Consider the following 22,894-nt stretch of genomic DNA (forward strand, 5'->3'; position numbering starts at 1 on the left):
CGGCGCACGCTGGGTGGTTGCCAGGTTGACGGGGCACGTCCATGCCCTGAACGGCATGTGACCGGGGGTTCCGGCGTCAGGCCCCGGGGTCGCGGGGCAGCCGGACGATGCGGCGGCGGTCGTCGCGCGTCCACCAGACGAGGTCGGCCACCGCCCAGGTGACGGCACCCAGGCCGGCGGCGACGACGACGACGGTGACGACGGTGACGTGGCCGCCGCCGACCGTCAGGGCGGCGACGATGCTCGCGATCACGACGAGCGCGCAGAACGACGTGACGAGCGGCAGGGCGAGGCCGCCGCGTTTGGTGAGCAGCCAGTTCGGCACGTCGGGATCGACGTGGACGTCGCGTCGTCGCACGGTGCCTCCTCGGCGGATCGGGGTCCCGGCGATCGTAGCCCGCGCACCTTGTACCCTCGGGTGCATGAGCGACCTGCGGCGACCCTGGTTCACCCTGACGAAGACGGGTGCCGTTGTGCCCGCCGTGTTCGAGGTGCTGATCGGCTTGTTCGGCCTCGTCGTGCAGGTGCTCAACATCGCCTCGGGGGTGCCGGTCCAGGCGATCACCGTCATCATCCTTATCGTCGCCGTGCTGCTCGTCGCGCAGGGCGTGGCCGACCTGATCTGGTGGAGCAAGGACGGCCGCCGGGCGAGGGCGCGCCAGGCCTGACCGCTCGGCCGGGGCCACCCGGCCCCTCGGGTCAGACGGACGCCTCCGGCCGGGGCCTCCGCAGCCGGTGCGTCGCGAGCAGCACGACGACCACCACGCCCACCCCGATGGCGGTGTCGGCCGTCCGGGCCGCCACGAGGGCTCCCACGTCGACGGGTGCGCCGCCGAGTGCCCGCATGCCGAGCGCCATGGGCGTGATGGTGACCAGCGCGAGCCCGTAGTTGCGGACGATCAGCAGCTCGGTCGCGAACTGGAGCACGCCGAAGGCGACGATCAGGGCCGTGACCCCGGGGTGCCACGCCAGCAGCAGAGCGGCGAGGCCCACCCCGACGAGGGTGCCGAGGAGGCGGTGCCCGGCCCGCACGAGCTGGCCCGCCGTCGCGGTCCCCGCGACGGGTACCACGGCCGACACCATGGCCCAGTACGGGCTCTGCACGCCGAGACCGAGGCTGATCAGCCCGGCCGCGATCGACGCGACCAGGCAGACGGCGGCGTGGACGACCGTCCGCCGGCCGTCCAGGGGACGGGGCCCGCGCCTCCATCGGCGTCCGTCGACGGTCGCGAGCGCGCGACGACCGGCGGGCAGCAGCACGCCCGCGAGCGACGCGAGCAGGGCGAGGGCGAGGCTCGCCGGGGCGACCACGGCCGCGACGGCGACGGTCGACCCGGTCGCGGGCACGAACGCGGTGACGCCCAGGCCGAAGACGAAGAAGAGCGGCCCGGGCGGGCTCCAGCGGCGCAGGTCGGAGAGGGCCGAGGTGATGCCGGCCACGACGCCGATCGTGACGACGAGCAGCCAGACCGGGGCCGCCGAGGCGGCCAGCGCGGTGCCCAGCACCACGCAGGCGACGAGGACGAGCCCGGCCTCGAGCTGCATCTCGAGCCGCTGGAAGCGGGGCAGCCCCCGGCCGAAAGCCGAGGCGAAGGCCCCGAACACCGCGTAGGGCGTCCACTCCACGTGGCCGATCAGGGCCAGCACGACCATCGGTGCCAGGACGGACGCGGCGACGCGGGCTGCCGGTCGGTGGGCGCCGTCGTGCGGGCCGAAGCGGACCAGGTCGCGAGGGTGCGGCAGCAGGCGGTGGGGGGAGGTCGTGGTCGTGATGGGCGGTCCTCTGGTCGGCGCGGCGTGGGCGCTCGTCGTCGAACTGCTTCACGGGTGAATGATCCGTTCATTACTTTACTCGTGAAGCATCGCTAGGCTCAAGGGCATGACCGATCCCGGGCTCCGAGACGTGATGGACGACGTCCACGACCGATGGCGCGAACTCCGGCCCGACCTCGACGTCTCGGCGATCCCGGTCGTCGGCCGAGTGAACCGGCTCGCCCGCATCGTGCAGCGTCGCAGCGACGACCTGCTGGCCCAGTTCGGCCTGGGGCGCGCGGACTTCGACCTGCTCGCCGCCCTGACGCGCCGCGGCGGACCGATGAGTCCGACGCAGTTGGCGGACGAGACCCTGCTCTCACCGCCGGCCGTGACGAAGCGCGTCAAGGGGCTGCTCGGGGCGGGCCTCGTCGACCGCTCGGCGAACCCCGCCGACCACCGTGGCTACTTCGTCGCGCCGACCGCGGCCGGGCGCCGTCTGATCGACCGCGTGCTCGAGGTCCAGCTCGCGGACGAGCGGGCCGTGCTCGCCGCCCTGCCCGAGGAGGCGCGCCCAGCTGTCGCGGACGGCCTGCGTCACCTGCTCGTCGCCCTCGAGGGGTGACCTCGGGGGGCCGGAGCTCTCGGCGGATGGTCGGTCGACCCTGGATACGCTCCTGACGTGCGACCGACGACGACCCGGCAGAGCTCCACGGGCGTGGGCCGCCGCGACGAGAAGACCCGATGGCGCAGGTTCGCCGTGATGACGGCCGGGCTGTGGGGCTCCGCGGCGCTGGTCGCCCTCGGGTTGGCCGCCGGGGGACCCGTGCCGCCACAGGCCTCGGTTCCGTCGGTCACACCCGTTCCCTCGAACTCCCCGTCCGCCGGGCAGCCCACCGTCGGCCCGGGCGCGGTCGCGGGCTCGACGGTCGAGACGTCGGACGGCACGGTCGTCGTCAGACCCCAGCGCCCCCGCGGCGACGTGGTCGTGTACTTCCACGGTGCCGGCCAGACCGCGTCGACGATCGTCGACGATCCCGAGACGAGCGGGCTGGTCGACGAGTTGGTGGCGGACGGCTACACGGTCGCGGCCCGAGACGCGGGCGGCAACTCGTGGGGTGACGGGCCGAGCGTGCGGGACTACCTCGACCTCGTCGGCGATCTTCAGCGCTCGTCGCCGGGTGCACGGATCTTCCTGGTCGCCGAGTCCATGGGTGCGGTCGCGGCGGCACAGGTCGCCGGACGCGCCGACGTGGCGGCCTGGGTCGCGATCTATCCGGTCTGCGACCTGTCGACCATCTCGGAACCCGGCCTCCGGGCGCAGATCCGCTCGGTCCACGGCACCGACCCGCCTGCTCGGTTCTCGCCCCTCTCGTGGCCGGACGTGCCGGTGGCCACCTGGGCGTCTCCCGACGACACCATCGTCGACGCCGAGGCGAACGGTCGGTCCTGCACCGAGCGGGTGTCGGGCGTCTTCACGTCCACGGTGGGCGAGCACGGCGACGCGTCGAACTTCGACGGTGCCTCCGTCACCGCGTTCTTCGACGCACATCGCTGAACGGAGGACCGGTCCATGAGGTCTCCTCGGCGATGACTATGCTCGTCCTGTGAGTGACGCGTCGACCGAGCTGGCCCGCCGGCGGAACAACCTCGACGCCATCCGCCTGGGCGGTGCGCTGATGGTCGTCCTCGGGCACTCGTACGTGCTCTCGGGCAAACCCGTCGCCCCGCCGGTCATCTTCGACGTGCCGATCCACACCCTCGGCGTCTTCGTCTTCTTCATCATCAGCGGCTACCTGATCACCAAGAGCTGGCTGCGACGACCGCAGTGGAAGAGCTACCTGGCCGCGCGGTCGCTCCGCATCTTCCCGGCGCTGATCGTCGCCGTGCTGCTCTCGGTCTTCGTCCTCGGGCCCGTCTTCACAGTCATCGACCTGCACGCCTACTTCACCGATCCGAACACGTGGCTGTACCTCCGGAACCTCTTCCTGCAACCCGTCTTCGGTCTGTCGGGCGTGTTCACGACCGTCCCGTACCCGAACGTGGTGAACGGTTCGCTCTGGACGCTCCCCATCGAGTTCTCCTGCTACCTGTTCGTCCCGTTGATGATGGTGGTCCCCCGTCGGGCCCGCGTCCCGGTGGTGGTCGTCTTCGGCCTCGCCTGCGTCGCCGCCGTCTTCTTCGCGACGCCCGCCCAGAACGTCTTCGGCTTCTACCTGCTCGTGACGGCGGCCGAGCCGTGGGTCTTCTTCGCCGGAGGCATGCTCTGTGCGCTCCTCCTCGAGCGTCACCTCTTCCGGCTCGACGCCGCACTGCTCGGCCTGTTCGCCCTCACCGTCGTCGAAGCGGTCCGACCGTCTCTCGGCCACGTCGTGATGTGGGTCGTCCTGCCCTACGCCGTGCTGGCCGTCGGGCTCGCGTCCTCGCCGATCATCCGTCGGGCGTCCCGTTTCGGTGACTTCTCGTACGGGATGTACATCTACGCGTTCCCGGTCCAGCAGATGGTCTTCGCGACGATCGGAGTGCGGAGCCTCACCGTGAACCTGGTGATCGTCGTCGCCGTGACCGCGGCCCTCTCGGTCGCGTCCTGGCACCTGATCGAGGCGCCGGCCCTGAAGCTCAAGACGAGGTTCGAGTCGACGGTGCCCGCCCGCGGGCGACGACGGGCGAGTTCGAGCCCGAAGACGCTCGTCAGCAGCGACATCGTCGACTGACGTCCCCTCAGAGCCGGCCACGGGACTCGAACCCGTAACCTTCCGATTACAAGTCGGATGCGCTACCAATTGCGCCAGGCCGGCGAGGCTCGCCCATCTTACCCAGCCCGCGCCTCCTCACCCGGCGTGGTGCATGCGGTCGGTGCAGGATTGGCGTTCCGAGGCCGAGAAGTGGTGAAGTAGAGGCAGCGCACCGCGCCCGCCGGACGCACCGACCTGAGGAGCCCCCTTGTCCACGATCTTGACCGCGCTCGGTTCGCTCGCCATGCTCTTCGTCAGCTTCGCCCTGTTCGCCTACTCGTTCGGCTCGGGCGAGCCCAACGCCTTCGTCTTCTTCGGGGGCATCGTCCTGATGACCGGGTCGTTCTGGCTGCCCATCACGGTGATCGGCAACAGCCACAAGACCTGGTGACCGGCGCGGCACCCGCGACCGGGTGCCGCCGAGGGCGGTCGACCCGCTACGGCGTGCTGACGAACTGCTCGGGGTCGAGCAGCTTGCGAGGCTTGGCGTCGTCACCGTCGCGTCCGCCCACGTAGAGCCAGCCCAGCAACTGCTCGCCCTCACGCAGGCCGTGTGCAGCCGCCACCTCGGGAGCCCGGGTCAGGACGCCCGTGCGCCAGAACACGCCCCAGCCCTCGTCGTCGAGCACGAGGGACAGCAGGTGCGCGACGCCCGAGGCGACCGATTCCTGCTCCCAGTAGGGCACCTTGCGGCTGTCGCGGGGCGAGACGACCACCGCGACGATCAGCGGCGCCCGCAGCGCCTTCTGCGTGAGCTTGTCGCGGGCGTGGCCCTCGGCCCCACCCGCGTCGGCCAGAGACCGACCCACGACGAGCCGGTCGTCCCCGCGGAACTCGATCAGGCGCCAGGGCCTCAGCTCGGAGTGGTCCGCCACCGTCGCCGCCGACCGCACCGCGTCGAGCAACTGCTCGTGCGTCGGCGCGACGTCGGTGACCTTCGACCGCGACCGACGACGCCGGGCGGCGTCGGCGACGGCGCTCACTACTCGGCGGCCTTGAAGTCGAGCGAGATGCTGTTCATGCAGTAACGGTCGCCGGTCGGCGTGCCGAAACCGTCGGGGAACACGTGGCCGAGGTGCGAACCGCAGTTCGCGCACCGGACCTCGGTGCGGGTCATGCCGAGCGAGTTGTCCTCGATCAGCTGGACCGCGTCCGGGTTCACCGACTCGTAGAAGCTGGGCCAGCCGCAGCCACTGTCGAACTTGGTGCCGCTCTTGAACAGTTCGGCGCTGCACGCCGCACAGGCGTAGACGCCGGCACGGCTCTCGTCGAGCAGCTCACCCGTCCACGGGCGCTCGGTGGCGGCCTCCCGCAGGACGGAGTACTGCTCGGCGTCGAGCTCTTCGCGCCACTGCTCGTCGGTCTTCTCGATCTTGTACGCCACGATGATCTCCTTGCTTGTCGGGACTCCTCATTCAACACGGTCGACCGGTGCACGATTCCCCGGCCCCCACCGGGCTGTCAGACTCCTGTTCGTGCGCACCTCCGACCGCTTCCTGGCCGCGGCCCTCGCCTTCGACCGCGAGGGGTCGCCGTCGCAGGCAGAACTCGCGCAGGGCGTCGCGGGTGATCCGGCGGCGCTCGCCGTCGTCGATCGAGCCGAGGAGGCGCGGCGCCAGCCCGTCCTCGTCCTCGCGGTCTGCCGGTGGCTGGGTGCGCCGCACGGCCCCTGGTCGGTGCTGCGGCCCTGGCTGCTCGCCCGCTCCGACGACGTCGTGGCCGAACTCGGCCGACGGCTCACCCAGACCAACGACGTGCGCCGCTGCGCGCCGCTGTCGATCGCGCTGGCCCGCGTGCCGGGCCCGATCGCCCTGATCGAGGTCGGCGCCTCGGCCGGGCTCTGCCTCGGTGTCGACCGCTACGGCTACCGCTCGGGTGACCGGAGCTGGGGCGATCCGTCGAGCACGGTGCAGCTCGGGATCGACGTCGTCGTCGAGGGCGCGGCCCGGTCCGAGGCGGAGCTGCCGACGGCCCCGCTTCCCGAGATCGTCTGGCGGGCGGGGATCGACCTCGACCCGGTCGACGTCCGCGACCCCGACCAGGTCGCCTGGCTCGCGACGCTGCTGCCCCCCGAGCGCGCCGATCGGCGGGACCTGCTGGGGCGGGCCGTCGCGCTCGCCCGCACCGCGCCTCCTCGTCTCGTGGCGGCGGACGCCGTCGACGGTCTCGCCCCGCTCGCGGCCGAGGCCCCGACGGGCGTCACGCTCGTCGTCGTCTCGACGGGCACGCTCGTCTACCTGCCGGGTCGCCGACGTCAGGCCTTCGTCGACGAGGTCGGCCGGCTGGGCGCGCGGTGGATCTCGTACGAACGACGAGACCTGCTGAGCGACGTGGTCGCCGAGGTGCCGACGGGGGTGTCTCCCGACGACGCGTTCGCGGCCCTCGCCCTCGACGGCCGGGTGCTGGGCGTGGGGGACGCCCACGGCACGCGGCTGCACCTCACTGCCTTACCGCGGGTCGGGAGCTCGCGACACCCGGCGGTTCCCCGAGCGGGTGGACGGGTTGTCGGACCACGCCCCCGGCCTCCGCGATCGGTCGGGGCGCCGCCCATAGGATGACCCGGAACCCAGGGGAGGGCCTCGACGATGGACGAGAAGGCGACAGGTGACGACGTGCGCTCGAGCGCGTTGTCCGAGCTCGACCGTGCCGTCCTGGACTTCGAGCAGCACGCCCCGGCCGCCGCCGGTGCCCGGGAGGCCGCCGTCCGTCGCGAGTTCGGCCTCGGGATCGTCCGCTACCAGCAACTGCTCAACTCGCTCATAGACCGACCCGCTGCACTGGCCTACGCACCCATGCTCGTCGGCCGCCTGCAGCGCCTGCGAGTCGCCCGCCGCGACGCCCGATCGACCCGTTCGTTCGGTCCGACCCGCTGACCCACGAGAGACCACGCATGCCGAAATTCGACCGAGACCGGTTCGACGACGTCCCCGCCGACCTCGACCGGGTCGGAGCCCACCGGGCCGAGAAGCGCCCCGGCAGCGGCTGGATCGCCTTCGCCTGGGCCGCGCTGGCCGTCGGCGTCCTGGTCGGTGCCGGCGTGGTCTACCTCGGCGTCGCGAACAACAGCTTCCAGTTCGTCAACCCCTCGTCGTCGAGCACCGCCGAGGCCGGGGCTCCCGAGAGCGACACGCCGACCCCGACGGCCACGCCGTCGGTCACCCCCCTCACCGACCCCTCACAGGTCGACCCCTCGGTGACGACCATCACCGTCCTGAACGGCACCGCCACGGCCGGGCTCGCGGGTTCGGCCTCCGAGCGGCTCGAGACCGCCGGCTGGGTCGTCGGCACCCAGGGCAACGCCAGCGAGCGCGTCGCGACGTCGACCGTCTACTACTCGGCGGCCGTCGACGAGGCCGTGGCGCTCGGGCTCGCCCAGCAGCTCGGCATCTCGGACGTCGAGCTCACCGAGGCGTTCCCCGGGGCAGCGGTCACCGTCGTCCTCGGGGCCGACTACAGCGCCTGAAGGCGCCGCTCCCGCGGCATCGATCCGAGGAGGCGCGGGTCCCGTCGGGCCCTCACCGCACCTCCCGTGTTACGCCCACGTTTAATAACCGGTGAAATCCTCGTTTTCTGCGGGTGTTTCTGGGTCGGGGCGCGCTTTTCCGCTTTTCCCGTGGTTACCATCTGGAATTGGTCGCCCCTCACGGCTCGCCGACCTGGTGTTCTGCACGAGTGACGCTGTCCCGTCCGGGTTCGCAGGTCGCTGCGTCGACGACCCGGCCCTGCAGCACCGCACGCGCCGTACCACCACAGCAAAAGGGGAGCGACACCATGGCAAACGGGACCGTGAAATGGTTCAACGCGGAGAAGGGCTACGGCTTCATCACCGTCGAGGGTGACGGCCAGGACGTCTTCGTGCACTACTCGGCCATCGACATGAGCGGGTACAAGGTGCTCGAAGAGGGCCAGGCCGTCGTGTTCGAGGTCGGCACGGGCGACAAGGGGCCGCAGGCGGAGTCCGTCCGGCTCGCCTGAGGCCCGCCGGAGCGCCTCGCCGCGCCCACTCCCACGTCGCACGCCGTCACGGTCCACCGTGGCGGCGTGCTCGTGCGTCCGGGCCCCGTCACGTCACTTGCACTCTCATCGGGCGAGTGCCAGAATCGTTGCTGGCACTCGCGACACGTGAGTGCCAATGCTTCTGCTTCATGACGTCCGGGAGGGACGAAAAACACACATGGCTAAGATCATTGCTTTTGACGAAGAGGCCCGTCGTGGCCTCGAGCGTGGCCTGAACATCCTGGCCGACGCGGTGAAGGTCACGCTCGGCCCGCGTGGTCGCAACGTCGTGCTCGAGAAGAAGTGGGGCGCCCCCACCATCACGAACGACGGCGTCTCCATCGCCAAAGAGATCGAGCTCGACGACCCCTTCGAGAAGATCGGTGCCGAGCTCGTCAAAGAGGTCGCGAAGAAGACCGACGACGTCGCCGGTGACGGCACGACCACCGCGACGGTGCTGGCCCAGGCCCTCGTCCGCGAAGGTCTGCGCAACGTCGCGGCCGGTGCCGACCCCATCTCGCTGAAGCGCGGCATCGAGAAGGCCGCCCAGGCCGTCTCCGACCAGCTGCTCGCCGACGCGAAGGACATCGAGACCAAAGAGCAGATCGCTGCCACGGCCTCGATCTCGGCCGCCGACCCCACCATCGGTGCGCTCATCGCCGAGGCGATCGACAAGGTCGGCAAAGAGGGCGTCGTCACCGTCGAGGAGAGCAACACCTTCGGCACCGAGCTCGAGCTCACCGAGGGCATGCGCTTCGACAAGGGCTACCTGTCGCAGTACTTCGTCACCGACCCCGAGCGTCAGGAGGCCGTCTTCGAAGACGCCTACGTGCTCATCGTCAACTCGAAGATCTCGAACATCAAGGACCTGCTGCCGATCGTCGACAAGGTGATCCAGTCGGGCAAGCAGCTGCTGATCATCGCGGAGGACGTCGACGGTGAGGCCCTGGCCACGCTCGTCGTGAACAAGATCCGCGGCATCTTCAAGTCGGTCGCCGTCAAGGCCCCCGGCTTCGGTGACCGTCGCAAGGCTCAGCTCCAGGACATCGCCATCCTCACCGGTGGTCAGGTCATCGCCGAAGAGGTCGGTCTCAAGCTCGAGAACGCGACGCTCGACCTGCTCGGCCGTGCCCGCAAGGTCATCATCACCAAGGACGAGACGACCATCGTCGAGGGTGCCGGCGACGACGAGCAGATCGCCGGCCGCGTCCGTCAGATCCGCAGCGAGATCGAGGCGACCGACAGCGACTACGACCGTGAGAAGCTCCAGGAGCGCCTCGCGAAGCTCGCCGGTGGCGTCGCCGTCATCAAGGCGGGTGCCGCGACCGAGGTCGAGCTGAAAGAGCGCAAGCACCGCATCGAGGACGCCGTGCGCAACGCGAAGGCCGCCGTCGAAGAGGGCATCGTCGCCGGTGGTGGCGTCGCCCTCATCCAGGCCGGCAAGACCGCTCTGGCCAACCTGCAGCTCGAGGGCGACGAGGCGACGGGTGCGAACATCGTCCGCGTCGCGATCGACGCTCCCCTGAAGCAGATCGCCTTCAACGCCGGCATGGAGCCCGGCGTCGTGGCCGACAAGGTCCGCGGGCTCGACATCGGTTGGGGCCTCAACGCCGCGACCGGCGAGTACGTCGACATGCTGGCCGCCGGCATCATCGACCCCGCCAAGGTCACGCGCTCGGCTCTGCAGAACGCCGCGTCGATCGCCGGTCTGTTCCTCACGACCGAGGCCGTCGTCGCCGACAAGCCCGAGAAGAACCCGGCCCCGGCCGGCGACCCCTCGGGTGGCATGGACTTCTAGTCCGCAGCCGCGCGGCTCACGCCGCGCACTCGCTCAAGGGCGGTTCCCCTCCGGGGGAGCCGCCCTTCGGCGTCGCCGGGGGAGAGGCGCGCCTCGTGCTCGGTGGTTCGGCCGCTTCCGCGTCCGTGGAACACGCCAGGAGGTGGTCGCGACGCCACGAGAAAACATGGTGCAGTGCCCACGTCGTGGCGTCGTGTCCAGGGCGCGGGGTGCGGGCCGTGCCGGTCGGGCTAGGCGGTCACGCCGGCGGGCTCGGCCGCGATGACGGCGTCGGCGGGCATCAGCGGCAGGGCGACACGGAAGGTGGCTCCACCGCCGGCGGTGTCGTCGACGTCCACCGAGCCGCCGTGGGCCGCGACGATGCCCGAGACGATGGCCAGGCCGAGGCCGCTGCCACCGGTGTCGCGCGTGCGGGACGAGTCGGCACGCCAGAACCGCTGGAAGATCTTCTCGCGGATCTGCGGCGGGATGCCCTCGCCGTGGTCGACGATGGCGACGGTGGCCACACCGCGTCCGGGGTCGGACTGCACCACGAGTTCGATCGGGCTGTCCGGCTCGGTGAACCGCATGGCGTTGCCCATCAGGTTGGTGATCACCTGACGGATCTTGTTCTCTTCGCCGTGCACGATGGCCGGGGCCTCGAACCTCTGCACCTCGTCCTGCAGCTGGGCGGCCGTCGCCGTGTCGCCGTTGCGGACGGCCCGAGCCCTCAGGCTGCGGAGGCGCGCGAGGGTCGCGCCCGCGAACGAGATCGGGCTCGTCGCGCCGACGGCTGCGCCCGTGAGCGCCGTGCCCGTCGCGGGGGTGTTCGCGGCGAGCGAGGCCGTTTCGGGGGAACGTCCGTCGGCCGGGGTCTCGTCGCCGTCGGCGGGGGTGGGCGACGGCGCGAGGACGGGCTCGAGCACGATCACGTCGATGTCGCGATCGGGGTTCGACGCCATGGTGTCGAGGGCCGAGTCGCGGGCGAGCTGGACGAGGTCGACGGGGCCGAGCTCGAGCGGCTTGGACTCGTCGAGACGGGCGAGGGCGAGCAGGTCCTGCACCAGGACGCCCATGCGGATGGCCTCCTTCTCGATCCTGTCCATGGCCTGGGCCACGTCCTCGGGTTTCGTCAGGGCACCCATGCGGTAGAGCTCGGCGTAGCCGCGGAGGGAGACGAGCGGCGTCCGGAGCTCGTGACTGGCGTCGCCGACGAAGCGGCGCATCTGGTCGATCGTCTTGGCCCGGTCGTCGAAGGCGCTGTCGATCCGGTTGAGCATCGTGTTGAGGGATCGGTTGAGACGCCCGACCTCGGTGTTCGGCGTCGTCGAGTCGAGCCGCTGGGTGAAGTCGCCGTCGGCGAAGCGGGCCGCCGTGGCCTCGACGTCACGCAGCGGCGCGAAGGTCGACGTGACGAGCAGGCGGGTGAGGGCGGCGCCGAGCACGACGACCGAGAGGCCGAAGCCCAGGAAGATGCCGCCGAAGCGCCCGATCGTCGCATTGGTGCCCGCCAGGTTCGTTCCGGCCACGATGACGGCGGGCACGGTCGTCACGCTGCCCTGGGCGTCGGTCGAGCGCAGGGCGGCCGCGTGGGCGAAGAGGCGCCACTCGTTGTCGCGGCTCGAGTTGTACCGGTTGAAGGCCTCGTCGAGGGGAGCGCCGGCGACGCCGACGCCCGTGAGGTCGGGGGCGTCGGTGGCACTCGACAGCTGCGAGCGGGTGTCGCAGATGAGATCGCCCTCGTCGTCGAGGATCGCGACGTAGCTGCTGGTCAGGCCCGCGAAGTTCACGGTGCACGAACGGGAGTCCGCCTGGTCGAACGAGGCGCTGGTGAAGTTGGTCGCCGAGTTCCGCAGGGACGTGTCGACCTGACCCATGAGATAGGTGCTGAGGACGGTCATCGTGCCCAGGCCGGCGACGACGAGGCCGAGGGTGACCAGGGTCACCGTGATGCCGGTGATCTTGGTGCGGATGGAGATCTCGTTCCACCACTGCGAGAGGCGAGCGTGCATGAGGTCAGACGCTAGCGGAACCGGCTGGGCGCACCCCGCCCGTCGGAGCACGCACGACGACGCCCGACCGCTCGGGGCGGTCGGGCGTCGTCGTGTTCACGCACCAGGGCTGGTGGTCAGGCCTTCGTGGCCTTGAGCATGTAGCCGAAGCCCCGCTTGGTCTGGATGATGGGCTCCGTCGAGAACTGGTCGAGCTTGCGACGCAGGTACGAGATGTAGCTCTCGACGATGCCGGCGTCGCCGTTGAAGTCGTACTCCCACACGTGGTCGAGGATCTGGGCCTTCGACAGCACGCGGTTCGGGTTGAGCATGAGGTACCGGAGCAGCTTGAACTCGGTCGGGCTGAGCTCGATGGCCGTCTCGCCGATGGTGACCTCGTGGGTGTCCTGGTCCATCGTCAGCTCACCGGCACGGATGATGGCGTCTTCGTCCTCGTTCATCGTGCGACGCAGGATCGCCTTGATGCGCGCGACGATCTCGTCGAGGCTGAACGGCTTGGTGACGTAGTCGTCGCCGCCGACCGTGAGGCCCGTGATCTTGTCCTCGGTGTCGTCCTTCGCCGTGAGGAAGAGGATCGGCGAGGTGTAGCCCGACGAGCGGAGGCGCTTGGTGACGCCGAACCCGTTCATGTCGGGCAGCATCACGTCGAGGATGATCAGGTCGGGTTCTTCTTCGAGGACCGCCGAGATCGCCTGCGCGCCGTTGCCGACCGCACGGACGGCGAAGCCGGCGAAACGCAGGCTGGTGGTCAACAGGTCGCGGATGTTCGGTTCGTCGTCGACGATCAGGATCTTGGGGCCGTCACTCATGCGCCCAAGTATCTGCGCGCCTCCTCGGTGTTTCCTGTGAGCCGGAGGCACGCCACCCGCACGCTGCCGGAGCGGCAGCCCTCAGGTGGCCGAGACAGCGGGACGCATGATCGTGGAGGCGGACGCTCAGGCGTCGGGGGCGGACCACTCGACGTTGGGCACCAGGGCGACGCGCGTCGTCAGCTCGAGCAGCTCGTCGGGCACGGCCAGCGTGAAGTCGACGCCCTCGCGCCGCTCGAGCACCGCGGTGTAGCCCGAGGCCCGGGTGATCTGCCACCCCGGGAACTCCTCGACCGACGCGGCGACGACCTGAGCCTCGGAGGCGTCGTCGGTGGCGCCGATCGCGGTGAGGCCGGCGAACAGGTGGTCCTTGACCGGCGACCCGGCGAGCAGGTCGCTGCGTTCGATCACCTCGGGGTCGGGGCTCCAGGTCACGATGCTGAGGGTCGCGCCCGCGTGGAGGCCGCCCTGCACCTCGTAGGTGCGGGCGACCGACACGACGACGGACGGGTCCCACTCGGCGAACCGGGCGACCTGGCCGCGGAACTCCATGGCGTCGTGGTCGAGGGAGGCCACGAGCGGACCGAACGTCGCGAACGGGGCCTGGTCGGCCGCGAACACCCTTCGCAGGCTGTCGCGCCAGAGCTCGTCGTCGCCCAGGGGGAGGTCGGCGTCCGTGGCGTCGCTCAAGCGGCGACCACCGGCGAGTCGAGGATCGTGTAGCTGTAACCCTGTTCGGCCAGGAACCGCTGACGGTTCTGGGCGAAGTCCTGGTCGACCGTGTCGCGGCTGACGAGCGTGTAGAACGAGGCCGGCAACCCCGACTTCTTCGGCCGCAGCAGGCGGCCGAGTCGCTGTGCCTCTTCTTGCCGCGACCCGTACGAGCCGCTGACCTGGATCGCCACGGTCGCCTCGGGCAGGTCGACCGAGAAGTTGGCCACCTTCGAGACGACGAGCACCTTGAGGTCGCCGTCGCGGAAGCGCTGGTAGAGGCGCTCGCGCTCGTCGATGGCGGTGCTGCCGGTCAGCGTGGGGGCGTCGAGCACCGCGGCGAGCTCGTCGAGCTGGTCGAGGTACTGGCCGATGACGAGGATCTGCTCGCCGTCGTGCCGGGCCACGAGGTGCTTGACCACGTCGAGCTTGGCCGGGGCCGTCGCGGCCAACCGGTAGCGCTCGTCGTCGGGGGAGGCCGCGTACTCGAGCCGCGCCTCCTGGGGGAGGTCGACCCGCACCTCGTAGCACGAGGCCGGCGAGATGAAGCCCTGGGCCTCGATCTCCTTCCACGGGGCGTCGAAGCGCTTGGGGCCGATCAGGCTGAAGACGTCGCTCTCGCGGCCGTCCTCGCGGACCAGCGTGGCGGTGAGGCCGAGGCGCCTGCGGGCCTGCAGCTCGGCCGTCAGCTTGAAGACCGGCGCGGGCAGGAGGTGCACCTCGTCGTAGACGACCAGGCCCCAGTCGAGCGCGTCGAGCAACGAGAGGTGGGTGTACTTGCCCCCGCGGCGGGCCGTGAGGATCTGGTAGGTGGCGATGGTGACCGGCTTGACCTCTTTCACCGAGCCGGAGTACTCGCCGATCTCGTCCTCGGTCAGGGAGGTGCGCTTGAGCAGTTCGTCCCGCCACTGTCGCGCGGAGACGGTGTTCGTGACGAGGATCAGCGTGGTGGTGCCGGCGGCCGCCATGGCCCCGGCCCCGACGAGGGTCTTGCCGGCGCCGCACGGCAGCACGACGACGCCCGAGCCGCCCTCGAAGAAGTTGTCGATCGCCTTCTGCTGGTAGTCGCGCAGGTGCCAGTCGCTCTCGTCGAGGTCGATGGCGTGCGGGGTGCCGGGCGTGTAACCGGCGTGGTCCTCGGCGGGCCAGCCGAGCTTGACGAGCTGCTGCTTGACCTCGCCGCGCGCCCACGGCAGGAGCTCCCACAGGTCGTCGGCCCGCTTGACGCCGAGCAGCTCGCCGACCTTCTTGGCCCGGGTCACCTCGCTCAGCACGGAGCTGTCGGTGCCGCGCAGCAGCAACTGGTCGCCGTCGCGCTCGATGACGATGCGGCCGTAGCGGGCGACGGTCTCGGCGATGTCGACGCTGACGCTCTGCGGCACCGGGAACTTGCTGTACTTCTCGAGCGTGCCGAGCATGTCGTCGGCACTGTGCCCGGCCGCCCGTGCGTTCCACAGTCCGAGGCGAGTGATGCGGTAGGTGTGCACGTGCTCGGGAGCGCGCTCGAGCTCGGCGAAGACGCTCAGGTCGTGCCGCGCGTCCTCCGCCTGCTCGTGCGCGACCTCGAGCAGGACGGTGCGATCGCTCTGCACGATCAGGGGTCCGGTCATGAGGGTCGAGTCTAGGCGCGCCCGGTCTCGACTCTCACAGCCGGGCACCGGTCGGCGCCCACCCGGCAGGACGAGGAGGCGCGGCTCGGCCGACGAGGGGCGCCCGCCTCAGTCGCGACTCGCGACCGCCACCACGTTCTTCAGCGGCAGCGTGCGCTCGACGTCGGACTTCTTGTCGCGACCGCGGACGCGTCCGCCGCCGATGCCGGTGGGCTCCATGTCGAGGGTGGTGGTGCTGCCGTCGGGCATCGCGACCGTCACGGTGACCGTCAGACGGCCCTTCACGGCGGCGTCGAGCTGGCGGGCGATCCAGGCACGGTCGGTGGACTCGTCACCGGAGCCGGGGTCGGTGTGCAGACGCTGGACGAGTTCGCGGAGCGGGTCACGCGTCTCGACCGGGGCCGGCCGTCGGGGTCGGCGTCGGGACGGCGGGACGACCTCGGCACCGCCCTCGTCGACCACGACGACGGGGTAGCGCTCGTCGCTCAACGACCAGAAGACGGTGTCGCGTTCGAACCGGCTCGCCACGGTCGTCGCGTCGACCCGGGTCAGGGCCAGGGGTGAGAGCGACTGGTCGACCTCGAGGGTGTCGAGGCTCGCGCGGTCGTCCGCGACCACGAGCGACAGTGCGTCGCCCGGCACGCCCGCGGGGGCGCCGCCCGGCGCGATCGCGCGGACGCGGTAGCGCCCGTGTCGTTCGGCGCTCTGCTGGATCAGGTAGTCGAGCGGCTGGGGGATGCCCGTCGACGAGATGCCGCCGAGGAACTCGCGCAGCGAATCGGCGGACTCGCCCTCGCTCAGGGCCCGTTGCAGTCCGCCCTCGGTGATGCGGTAGGTGGCCGCGAGGCCTGCGCTCTCGACCACCGCGATGACGCGGAGCCGGGCGTCGATGGCGGGCGACAGGGGCCCGGGCGACACGACGCTGAGGTCGTGCTGCAGGTAGACCTGCTCGACCGCGTCGGGCAGCAGGGCGGCGACCCGGGTGCGGGCGGCGGCCGGACCGTCGCGGAACAGGGCGACGGCCGCCGAGGTGGGGGTGTCGTCGGAGGTCAGGCCCAGCACCTCGGCGCTGCGTGAGAACGCGGCGATGCGCTCGGTGATCCAGCTGCCGCCGGCCGGGTAGGACCAGTCGGAGAACTCGCGCAGCGGCAGTCCCCACGACGTGTCGACGCGTTGCTCGAGCACCGCGAGGATCTCGGTCGGCAGCGATGCGAGCCAGGCCCGCGTCAGCGTCTGCCACCGGTCGGGCCAGGAGGCGCGGAGCCAGTCGGTCGCGTCGGCGGCCACGACCCAGCCGTCCGGGCTCGGCGCGGCCAACCCGGCCCGCACGGCGATGGCGAGCACGGTCGCGACGTCGTCGACGTCGATGCGGGCGGCCTCGGCGAGGCGCCTCGACTCGGGCAGGGCCAGGCCCCCTTTCGCGAGCTCGCGGGCAGGTGACTGCTCGAGGGCACGGAGGATCTCGGCGACCTCGATGACGACGGCGTACAGCCGCTCGGCCGAGCGGGCGTCGGCGTCGTCGCGGGCCTGGTCGAGGACGGTCTCGAGCACGACCGGCGGTCGCTCGGAGGTCAGGACCTCGAGGGCCAGGGCGGGGTCGTCGTCGAGTCGCTCGCCCACGGCGTCGAGGGTCGAGACGGAGTCGCCGCGGCGGACCACGAGGAAGGCCTCGTCCACACGGTCGAGCGCGGCGGACACCGTCTCGCGGTCGACCTCGAAGGCGGCGTCGATGCGCTCGTGCACGGCGTCGACGTCGCCCGGCACCCGCACGACCTGCAGCACGATGAGCGCGACGCGGTCGAGGTGGGCGAGGGCGTCGCGCACGCTGGCCGGCTCGAGCAGGACGTCCGCGAGGTCGAAGGCGTCGTGGACGCTCGACGCCCGGACCTGCCGTCGAGCGAGGCGGCGCAACAGGTCGTCGTCGTCGATGGCGCGCAGGACGCCTGCGAGGTCGAGTGCACTAGCCATGGTCGAGGCCTCCAGCCGTCGTGCAGCCCGGGTCTGCGGTTACCGTCTGGTGCCCCGTGAGTCGCGGCTGCGACGCACGGCGCTCGCCACCACGAATGCGAGGAGCATCGCGAAGGCGATCGGGAGCCCGATGAGGGGCAGGATCGTGAGTGCGGGCCAGACGCCCGCGGTGAAGTCGGTGACACCCGTCGCCACGCCCACGAACCTCGTGAAGAACGCGAGGACCGAGACGACGACGATGGCGAGGATCATGAAGAGGAGGACGCGCTCTGTACGATTGACGTCAGAGGGCGCACTCGGTTCGATCTTCTTGGCCACGGGTCAACGATAGTGCGGTGCGGCCCTGCCCGGCGATCTAAGCTGGGGCGACCCACCCTCAGGGTCACCCGTCTTCACGAGAGGTCCAGTCATGCCCACCGGCAAGGTCAAGTTCTACGACGACGAGAAGGGCTTCGGCTTCATCAGCAGCGATGACGGCCAAGAGGTCTTCCTCCACGCGTCGGCCCTGCCCGCCGGCACCGTGGGTGTCAAGGCGGGAACCCGCCTCGAGTACGGCATCGCCGACGGCAAGCGCGGCGCGCAGGCCCTGTCGGTCCGCGTGCTCGAAGCCGCCCCCAGCCTCGCCAAGATGAACCGTCGCTCCGCCGACGACATGGCCGTCATCGTCGAAGACCTCGTCAAGGTGCTCGACAAGGCCGGCGGCGACCTCCGTCACGGCCGGTACCCGCAGAACGGCGCCCGCATCGCCGTGCTGCTGCGCACCGTCGCGGACTCGTTCGATGCCTGAGGCCGCCACGCGCACGCCCTGGTCCGAGCTCGCCCGTCGCGCCCTCACCGAAATCACGCCCGACGAGACGATCGGTGCCGAGGCCGACCCGGTCGACGACGAGCCCGGCGTCACCTCGGTGCGCTTCGCCACGCTGCTGCCCGGTTACCCCGGCTGGCACTGGACGGTGAGCGTCGCCCACCTCGACGGCGAAGAGCCCTCGGTGCTCGAGGCCGAGCTCATGCCCGGTGACGGCGCCCTGCTCGCCCCGGACTGGGTGCCGTGGGCCGACCGCCTCGCCGACATGAAGGCCCAGGAGGCGCACGGCGACGACGAGGACGACGACGAGTCGGACGAGGACGACGACGAGTCGGACGAGGACGACGACGACTCGGACGACTCGGACGACGAGGACGAGTCCGACGACGAGCGCGGGTCGATCGTGCACGGCGGCGACGTGGACGGCGTCGACATCGACGACCTGGTCGACGCCTCCGAGGACTCCGACGACGCCTCCGACGACGACTCCGACGACTCCGCGCAGGCCGCGGACGCACCCGTCGTGCCGGCAGCGCACCCCGAGGCGGACCTCGACGACGACTCGCACGACGACGACTGGGACGGCGAGGATGAAGACCCGCTGAGCAGGCGACGGAAGTAGTCCGTCAGGCCCGACCCGCGCCTCCTGCGTCGGGGTCGGACCACGACGAAGGCCCCGACACGATCGTGTCGGGGCCTTCGTCGTGCGGGCGATCGGTCAGAGGGCGTCGACGACGAACTCGATCGACCGGATCAGCTGGCGGACGTCGTCGGGCTCGATGGCCGTGAAGGTCGCGACGCGCAACTGGTTGCTTCCGAGCTTGCGGTAGGGCTCGGTGTCGACGATGCCGTTGGCGCGGAGCACCTTCGCGATCGCGGCGGCGTCGATCGACTCGGCGAAGTCGATGGTCGCCACGACCTGGGAACGGTGCGACGGGTCGACGACGAACGGGGTCGCGTACTCGGAGGCGGTGGCCCAGTCGTAGAGCGCCGACGACGACTCGCGCGTGCGGGCGTCGGCCCAGGCGAGTCCGCCGTTCTCGAGCATCCAGCGGGTCTGGTCCTCGAGCAGCAGCAGGGTCGTCAGGGCGGGCGTGTTCAACGTCTGGTCGAGCCGCGAGTTGTCGACGGCGTTCTTGAGGCTGAGGAACTCGGGGACGTAACGGCCGCTGGCGGCGATCCGCTCGACGCGCTCGATCGCCGCGGGGGAGAAGAGCGCGAACCAGAGGCCGCCGTCGCTCGCGAAGTTCTTCTGCGGGGCGAAGTAGTAGACGTCGGCCTGCGAGGCGTCGACGTCGATGCCGCCCGCCGCGCTCGTCGCGTCGACGACGGTCAGGGCGCCGGGGTCGCCCGCGACGCGGGTGACCGGGGCCATGACGCCGGTCGAGGTCTCGTTGTGCGGCCAGGCGTAGACGTCGACGCCCTCGAGCACCTCGACCTCGGCCAACGAGCCGCCCTCGGCGGTGACCACGTGGGGGGCCTCGAGCCAGGGGGCCGCGACGGCCTTGGCGAACTTCGAGCCGAACTCGCCGAACGACAGGTTCTCGGCACGCTTCTCGACGAGCCCGAACGCCGCCGCGTCCCAGAAGGCGGTCGAGCCGCCGTTGCCCAGCACGACCTCGTAGCCGTCGGGCAGGCGGAAGAGCTCGCCCAGTTCGGCGCGGACGCGACCCACCAGGTCCTTCACGGGGGCCTGACGGTGCGAGGTGCCGAGGATCGTCGCGCCGGCGGTGACGAGGTGCTCGAGCTGGGCGGCCCGCACCTTCGAAGGGCCGCAACCGAAGCGGCCGTCGGTGGGCAAGAGGTCAGTGGGAATCCGGATGTCCGCCATGCGCTCGATCCTAGTGACGCGGCGCGGTGCCCAGCGTGCAGCCGGTAAGCTTGCGGGGTAGTCCACGTGTTCCACCGGGAGGCCCCTGTTGACCGATCTCGTCGACACCACAGAGATGTACCTGCGCACGATCCTCGACCTCGAAGAAGAGAACATCGTGCCGCTGCGTGCGCGCATCTCCGAGCGTCTCGGCCACTCCGGTCCGACCGTGTCGCAGACCATCGCCCGCATGGAACGCGACGGCCTGGTCGTCGTCTCCGGCGACCGACACCTCGAGCTCACGCACGACGGACGCGCGAAGGCGACGCACGTCATGCGCAAGCACCGCCTCGCCGAGCGGCTGCTCGCCGACGTGATCGGCCTCGACTGGGCCTACGTGCACGACGAGGCCTGCCGGTGGGAGCACGTCATGAGCGAGCAGGTCGAACGACGCCTGCTCGACATGCTCGACCACCCGACCGAGTCGCCCTACGGCAACCCGATCCCCGGGCTCGACGAGCTCGGCGACTCTCCTGCGGGGCGCTTCCTCGACGGCGTGGTCAACCTCGTGGCCGTGCTCGCCGAGCACCCCGAGGGCGTCACCCGGCCGATCCGTCGCCTGGCCGAGCCGGTGCAGTTCGAGCCCGAGCTGCTTCAGCAGTTGCAGGGCGCCGGCGTGCTGCCGGGCGGCGTCGCGACCCTCCGCTCGGCGGGGTCGTACGTCTTCGTCAAGGTCGAGGGCCACGACGAGGGCCTCGAGCTGCCGACCGAGGTCGCACAGCACATCTACGTCGGGCTCTGACCGCTCACCGACGCGGGATGGGGCCACGCGGGATTCTTGCGTCCGTGCGCCGCGCCTCCTGCGTTCTGCGCCGGATCACGCAGTCGTTTACCGATTCGTTACAAATATCCCTCTCGAGGATGATCTCGCAGGGGTCGCTGGGCTACAGTCGCTGAGTCCCCAGGCTGCTGAACCGGCCGCCGGACCCGTGGCAGGACGTCTCTCACGCCCGTCTCCTGCCGTGTGTCGTCGCGATACGAACGAACGGACGGGACAGCTTCCCGAAAGCTGTCGAGACGCAGGAGACCCACCCTCTTGACCCTCCCCGGCTCAGACCACACCCCCGACGTGCGCCCGAACCGCACCGTCGCCACCCGCACCCCCGCCGATCTGCCGACCCGCTCGTCGCTGCGTCGCGCCCAGGCCACGGCGGCGCCCGCCGCCCGCCCGGGCCGCCCGTCGGTCAAGCGCAGCGTGGTCTCGGTGACCGTGATGACGCTCACCGCCGGTCTGATCGGCACGATGGCGCTGCCGGCGTTCGCGTCGAACCCGGCGGCGGCGAACGGCCCGAGCGTCGGCGCCTCGTCGACGAGCTCGTCGACCAGCCACGCGCAGAGCGTCGCGGTCGCGGACGACGTCGCCCTCGCGGACGCCACCCGAGACGGCTACACGGCGACGTCGCAGGCGGACCTCAACGCGGCCGCCCTCGCCAGCCAGCGTGAGGCCGAGCGTGCGGCGTTGGCCGCGAGCTACGCCAGCTACACGGGCCCGACAGCCGCCCAGAACGTGGCCGCCGCGACGAGCTCGGCGACGGGCACCGTCGCCACGCCGGGCGCGTTCAGCCTCAGCGCCGTCTACGCGACGGCCCTGCAGTACGTCGGCACGCCCTACGTCTTCGGTGGCGCGACCCCGGCCGGCTTCGACTGCTCGGGCTTCGTGATGTACGTCTACTCGCAGTACGGCATCTCGCTGCCGCACTCGGTCACCCGCCAGGGAGCCCTGGGCACGCCGATCTCGGCGGCCGAGGCGCAGCCCGGCGACGTCGTCATCTTCAACGACGGGTCGCACGACGGGTTCTACGCCGGCAACGGCATGATCCTCGACGCACCGAAGCCCGGTGGCTCGGTCAGCGTGCGCCCGCTGTGGACCTCCGCGGTGCACTACGTGCGCTACGGGGCGTAGGCGACCCGCGCCTCCTGGGGCACCGCGCCTCCCGGGACACCGCGCCTCCCGGGGCATCGTGCGCCCGGACGGCGCCCCGCGTGAACAACCTGTGAAGGGTCGTCCTGCCTCTAGGCAGTGCGACCCTTCCGGGGTTAACCTGGCGATCTCGGAGTTCCGCTGAGACCAGGAGCGTCAGATGCCTCGTTCGACCGCCACCCGCACCATGGGTGCGCTGTCGCACGAGCACATACGACACCCCGCCATGTGACAGAGCACCGTCCTCGTGACGGTGCTCTTTTCGTATCGGTGGGCCTGTTGGGCCTGCGCCGCCCCGAGAGATCGAATCCCTGGAAGCCGTCCAGGGTGCTTCGAAAGGGAAAGCATGCGCACTCTCGTCCTGAACGCCGGTTACGAGCCCCTCGCCGTCGTGTCCGACCGGCGGGCCCTCGTCCTCGTCATGAGCCAGAAGGCGACCGTCGTCGCCGCCGATGCGGAACACCCCGTGCTCGGGGCGGCGACGTCGTGGGATCGCCCGTCGGTCATCGTGCTGACGCGGTACGTGCGCATCCCGCACACCCGGCAGATCCCCGTCTCGAGGCGGGGCGTCATGCGGCGCGACTCGCACCGGTGCGCCTACTGCGGTCGGTCCGCGACGACGATCGACCACGTGCAGCCGCGGTCGCGGGGCGGGGCGGACAGCTGGGAGAACCTCGTCGCGTGCTGCCTCAAGTGCAACAACCTCAAGAGCGACCGCACCCCGCACGAGATGGGTTGGGAGCTGCTCTTCACGCCCAAGCCGCCGCACGGGGTCGGCTGGGTCGTGCGCGGCATGGAGCGGACGCAGGCGAACTGGGACGAGTACCTCGCCGCTGCGTGACGCCTGGCGCCGGCGCCCGCTCGTCTGCCCATGAACCCCGTTTGCGAAGACGAACCCCGGTTCATCGGGGTTCATCTTCGCGAACGG

At 70.9% G+C, this 22,894-nt stretch carries 26 protein-coding genes and 1 tRNA gene; 15 read left to right on the forward strand and 12 right to left on the reverse strand.

Going from position 1 to position 22,894, the window contains the following annotated elements:
* Positions 1-76: 76 nt before the first annotated feature.
* Positions 77-358, reverse strand: a complete 282-nt coding sequence (locus ACVJ1F_RS11960) for a hypothetical protein (protein ID WP_056043124.1) — start codon at positions 356-358, stop codon at positions 77-79.
* Between the two features lie 64 nt (positions 359-422).
* On the opposite strand from ACVJ1F_RS11960, the gene ACVJ1F_RS11965 reads away from it, so the two are divergent.
* A complete protein-coding gene (locus tag ACVJ1F_RS11965; protein WP_056043121.1) occupies positions 423-668 on the forward strand; it encodes a hypothetical protein in 246 nt (81 codons plus the stop codon).
* Positions 669-699: 31 nt separating this feature from the next.
* Here ACVJ1F_RS11965 and ACVJ1F_RS11970 read toward each other — a convergent pair whose 3' ends face one another.
* Positions 700-1,653: an FUSC family protein gene (locus ACVJ1F_RS11970; protein ID WP_456886444.1), complete on the reverse strand. Its 954-nt coding sequence runs from the start codon at positions 1,651-1,653 to the stop codon at positions 700-702.
* Between the two features lie 226 nt (positions 1,654-1,879).
* Between ACVJ1F_RS11970 and ACVJ1F_RS11975 the strand changes: the two genes are divergently transcribed.
* The 3 genes from ACVJ1F_RS11975 to ACVJ1F_RS11985 are packed head-to-tail and all read left to right on the forward strand — an operon-like array spanning position 1,880 to position 4,466.
* Positions 1,880-2,377, forward strand: coding sequence for a MarR family winged helix-turn-helix transcriptional regulator (locus ACVJ1F_RS11975; protein WP_456886446.1), 498 nt, complete (start codon positions 1,880-1,882; stop codon positions 2,375-2,377).
* A gap of 57 nt (positions 2,378-2,434) precedes the next feature.
* On the forward strand, positions 2,435-3,310 hold the full coding sequence (locus ACVJ1F_RS11980) for a serine aminopeptidase domain-containing protein (protein ID WP_456886448.1): 876 nt from the start codon (positions 2,435-2,437) through the stop codon (positions 3,308-3,310).
* Between the two features lie 49 nt (positions 3,311-3,359).
* Positions 3,360-4,466 (forward strand): acyltransferase family protein, encoded by a 1,107-nt coding sequence (locus ACVJ1F_RS11985; RefSeq protein WP_456886450.1) that lies wholly within the window; start codon positions 3,360-3,362, stop codon positions 4,464-4,466.
* A gap of 11 nt (positions 4,467-4,477) precedes the next feature.
* Here ACVJ1F_RS11985 and ACVJ1F_RS11990 read toward each other — a convergent pair.
* Positions 4,478-4,550, reverse strand: a tRNA-Thr gene (locus ACVJ1F_RS11990).
* A 145-nt stretch (positions 4,551-4,695) separates the two neighbouring features.
* Between ACVJ1F_RS11990 and ACVJ1F_RS11995 the strand changes: the two genes are divergently transcribed.
* Positions 4,696-4,878: a hypothetical protein gene (locus ACVJ1F_RS11995; protein ID WP_055974590.1), complete on the forward strand. Its 183-nt coding sequence runs from the start codon at positions 4,696-4,698 to the stop codon at positions 4,876-4,878.
* A 46-nt stretch (positions 4,879-4,924) separates the two neighbouring features.
* Here the strand turns inward: ACVJ1F_RS11995 and ACVJ1F_RS12000 are convergent, their stop codons facing one another.
* Positions 4,925-5,470, reverse strand: coding sequence for a nitroreductase family protein (locus tag ACVJ1F_RS12000; protein WP_159827598.1), 546 nt, complete (start codon positions 5,468-5,470; stop codon positions 4,925-4,927).
* Complete coding sequence (gene msrB, locus ACVJ1F_RS12005) at positions 5,470-5,871, reverse strand: peptide-methionine (R)-S-oxide reductase MsrB (RefSeq protein WP_043593533.1); 402 nt, start codon at positions 5,869-5,871, stop codon at positions 5,470-5,472. Before msrB ends, ACVJ1F_RS12000 begins: the two co-directional genes overlap by 1 nt.
* A gap of 91 nt (positions 5,872-5,962) precedes the next feature.
* Here msrB and ACVJ1F_RS12010 point away from each other — a divergent pair, with 91 nt between their 5' ends.
* From ACVJ1F_RS12010 to groL, 5 genes are all read left to right on the forward strand, one after another.
* Positions 5,963-7,045, forward strand: a complete 1,083-nt coding sequence (locus tag ACVJ1F_RS12010) for a DUF2332 family protein (RefSeq protein ID WP_456886453.1) — start codon at positions 5,963-5,965, stop codon at positions 7,043-7,045.
* A gap of 27 nt (positions 7,046-7,072) precedes the next feature.
* Positions 7,073-7,360, forward strand: a complete 288-nt coding sequence (locus tag ACVJ1F_RS12015) for a DUF3263 domain-containing protein (protein WP_056043106.1) — start codon at positions 7,073-7,075, stop codon at positions 7,358-7,360.
* A gap of 17 nt (positions 7,361-7,377) precedes the next feature.
* Positions 7,378-7,950, forward strand: a complete 573-nt coding sequence (locus ACVJ1F_RS12020; RefSeq protein WP_123571693.1) for a LytR C-terminal domain-containing protein — start codon at positions 7,378-7,380, stop codon at positions 7,948-7,950.
* Between the two features lie 308 nt (positions 7,951-8,258).
* On the forward strand, positions 8,259-8,462 hold the full coding sequence (locus ACVJ1F_RS12025) for a cold-shock protein (RefSeq protein WP_054146828.1): 204 nt from the start codon (positions 8,259-8,261) through the stop codon (positions 8,460-8,462).
* Between the two features lie 199 nt (positions 8,463-8,661).
* Positions 8,662-10,281 carry a chaperonin GroEL gene (gene groL / locus ACVJ1F_RS12030; RefSeq protein WP_043593524.1) on the forward strand — a complete coding sequence of 540 codons (1,620 nt, stop codon included), beginning with the start codon at positions 8,662-8,664 and terminating at the stop codon, positions 10,279-10,281.
* 230 nt (positions 10,282-10,511) lie between these two features.
* Here the strand turns inward: groL and ACVJ1F_RS12035 are convergent, their stop codons facing one another.
* The 6 genes from ACVJ1F_RS12035 to ACVJ1F_RS12060 form a co-directional block, all read right to left on the reverse strand.
* On the reverse strand, positions 10,512-12,272 hold the full coding sequence (locus ACVJ1F_RS12035; RefSeq protein WP_456886456.1) for a sensor histidine kinase: 1,761 nt from the start codon (positions 12,270-12,272) through the stop codon (positions 10,512-10,514).
* A gap of 116 nt (positions 12,273-12,388) precedes the next feature.
* Positions 12,389-13,081, reverse strand: coding sequence for a response regulator transcription factor (locus ACVJ1F_RS12040; RefSeq protein ID WP_043593521.1), 693 nt, complete (start codon positions 13,079-13,081; stop codon positions 12,389-12,391).
* Positions 13,082-13,207: 126 nt separating this feature from the next.
* On the reverse strand, positions 13,208-13,771 hold the full coding sequence (locus ACVJ1F_RS12045; protein ID WP_056043098.1) for a hypothetical protein: 564 nt from the start codon (positions 13,769-13,771) through the stop codon (positions 13,208-13,210).
* Positions 13,768-15,402: a DNA repair helicase XPB gene (locus ACVJ1F_RS12050; protein ID WP_056043095.1), complete on the reverse strand. Its 1,635-nt coding sequence runs from the start codon at positions 15,400-15,402 to the stop codon at positions 13,768-13,770. Before ACVJ1F_RS12050 ends, ACVJ1F_RS12045 begins: the two co-directional genes overlap by 4 nt.
* A gap of 108 nt (positions 15,403-15,510) precedes the next feature.
* Positions 15,511-17,370, reverse strand: a complete 1,860-nt coding sequence (locus tag ACVJ1F_RS12055) for a helicase-associated domain-containing protein (RefSeq protein WP_456886459.1) — start codon at positions 17,368-17,370, stop codon at positions 15,511-15,513.
* 39 nt (positions 17,371-17,409) lie between these two features.
* The gene (locus tag ACVJ1F_RS12060) at positions 17,410-17,688 is read right to left on the reverse strand and encodes a hypothetical protein (protein WP_054146822.1); all 279 of its coding nucleotides are present in this window, start codon (positions 17,686-17,688) and stop codon (positions 17,410-17,412) included.
* Between the two features lie 91 nt (positions 17,689-17,779).
* Between ACVJ1F_RS12060 and ACVJ1F_RS12065 the strand changes: the two genes are divergently transcribed.
* Positions 17,780-18,157, forward strand: coding sequence for a cold-shock protein (locus ACVJ1F_RS12065; RefSeq protein ID WP_043593516.1), 378 nt, complete (start codon positions 17,780-17,782; stop codon positions 18,155-18,157).
* A complete protein-coding gene (locus ACVJ1F_RS12070; protein WP_456886461.1) occupies positions 18,150-18,797 on the forward strand; it encodes a DUF3027 domain-containing protein in 648 nt (215 codons plus the stop codon). Before ACVJ1F_RS12065 ends, ACVJ1F_RS12070 begins: the two co-directional genes overlap by 8 nt.
* Before the next feature lie 96 nt (positions 18,798-18,893).
* On the opposite strand, the gene serC is transcribed toward ACVJ1F_RS12070, so the two are convergent.
* Positions 18,894-20,006, reverse strand: a complete 1,113-nt coding sequence (gene serC / locus ACVJ1F_RS12075; protein WP_456886463.1) for a phosphoserine transaminase — start codon at positions 20,004-20,006, stop codon at positions 18,894-18,896.
* 88 nt (positions 20,007-20,094) lie between these two features.
* On the opposite strand from serC, the gene ACVJ1F_RS12080 reads away from it, so the two are divergent.
* The 3 genes from ACVJ1F_RS12080 (at position 20,095) to ACVJ1F_RS12090 (ending at position 22,807) form a co-directional block, all read left to right on the forward strand.
* Positions 20,095-20,787: a metal-dependent transcriptional regulator gene (locus tag ACVJ1F_RS12080; protein ID WP_056043076.1), complete on the forward strand. Its 693-nt coding sequence runs from the start codon at positions 20,095-20,097 to the stop codon at positions 20,785-20,787.
* A gap of 327 nt (positions 20,788-21,114) precedes the next feature.
* Positions 21,115-21,948 carry a C40 family peptidase gene (locus ACVJ1F_RS12085; protein ID WP_456886465.1) on the forward strand — a complete coding sequence of 278 codons (834 nt, stop codon included), beginning with the start codon at positions 21,115-21,117 and terminating at the stop codon, positions 21,946-21,948.
* 364 nt (positions 21,949-22,312) lie between these two features.
* A complete protein-coding gene (locus ACVJ1F_RS12090; RefSeq protein WP_159827583.1) occupies positions 22,313-22,807 on the forward strand; it encodes an HNH endonuclease in 495 nt (164 codons plus the stop codon).
* Positions 22,808-22,894: the final 87 nt, after the last annotated feature.

The sequence above is a fragment of the Frigoribacterium sp. 2355 genome, assembly GCF_054060695.1.

Coding starts and splice junctions, on each gene's coding strand:
- ACVJ1F_RS11965 (WP_056043121.1), top strand. CDS start 423: ATGAGCGACCTGCGGCGACCCTGGTTCACCCTGACGAAGACGGGTGCC.
- ACVJ1F_RS11970 (WP_456886444.1), bottom strand. CDS start 1,653: ATGGTCGTGCTGGCCCTGATCGGCCACGTGGAGTGGACGCCCTACGCG.
- ACVJ1F_RS11975 (WP_456886446.1), top strand. CDS start 1,880: ATGACCGATCCCGGGCTCCGAGACGTGATGGACGACGTCCACGACCGA.
- ACVJ1F_RS12015 (WP_056043106.1), top strand. CDS start 7,073: ATGGACGAGAAGGCGACAGGTGACGACGTGCGCTCGAGCGCGTTGTCC.
- ACVJ1F_RS12020 (WP_123571693.1), top strand. CDS start 7,378: ATGCCGAAATTCGACCGAGACCGGTTCGACGACGTCCCCGCCGACCTC.
- ACVJ1F_RS12025 (WP_054146828.1), top strand. CDS start 8,259: ATGGCAAACGGGACCGTGAAATGGTTCAACGCGGAGAAGGGCTACGGC.
- groL (WP_043593524.1), top strand. CDS start 8,662: ATGGCTAAGATCATTGCTTTTGACGAAGAGGCCCGTCGTGGCCTCGAG.
- ACVJ1F_RS12035 (WP_456886456.1), bottom strand. CDS start 12,272: ATGCACGCTCGCCTCTCGCAGTGGTGGAACGAGATCTCCATCCGCACC.
- ACVJ1F_RS12040 (WP_043593521.1), bottom strand. CDS start 13,081: ATGAGTGACGGCCCCAAGATCCTGATCGTCGACGACGAACCGAACATC.
- ACVJ1F_RS12050 (WP_056043095.1), bottom strand. CDS start 15,402: ATGACCGGACCCCTGATCGTGCAGAGCGATCGCACCGTCCTGCTCGAG.
- ACVJ1F_RS12055 (WP_456886459.1), bottom strand. CDS start 17,370: ATGGCTAGTGCACTCGACCTCGCAGGCGTCCTGCGCGCCATCGACGAC.
- ACVJ1F_RS12065 (WP_043593516.1), top strand. CDS start 17,780: ATGCCCACCGGCAAGGTCAAGTTCTACGACGACGAGAAGGGCTTCGGC.
- ACVJ1F_RS12070 (WP_456886461.1), top strand. CDS start 18,150: ATGCCTGAGGCCGCCACGCGCACGCCCTGGTCCGAGCTCGCCCGTCGC.
- serC (WP_456886463.1), bottom strand. CDS start 20,006: ATGGCGGACATCCGGATTCCCACTGACCTCTTGCCCACCGACGGCCGC.
- ACVJ1F_RS12090 (WP_159827583.1), top strand. CDS start 22,313: ATGCGCACTCTCGTCCTGAACGCCGGTTACGAGCCCCTCGCCGTCGTG.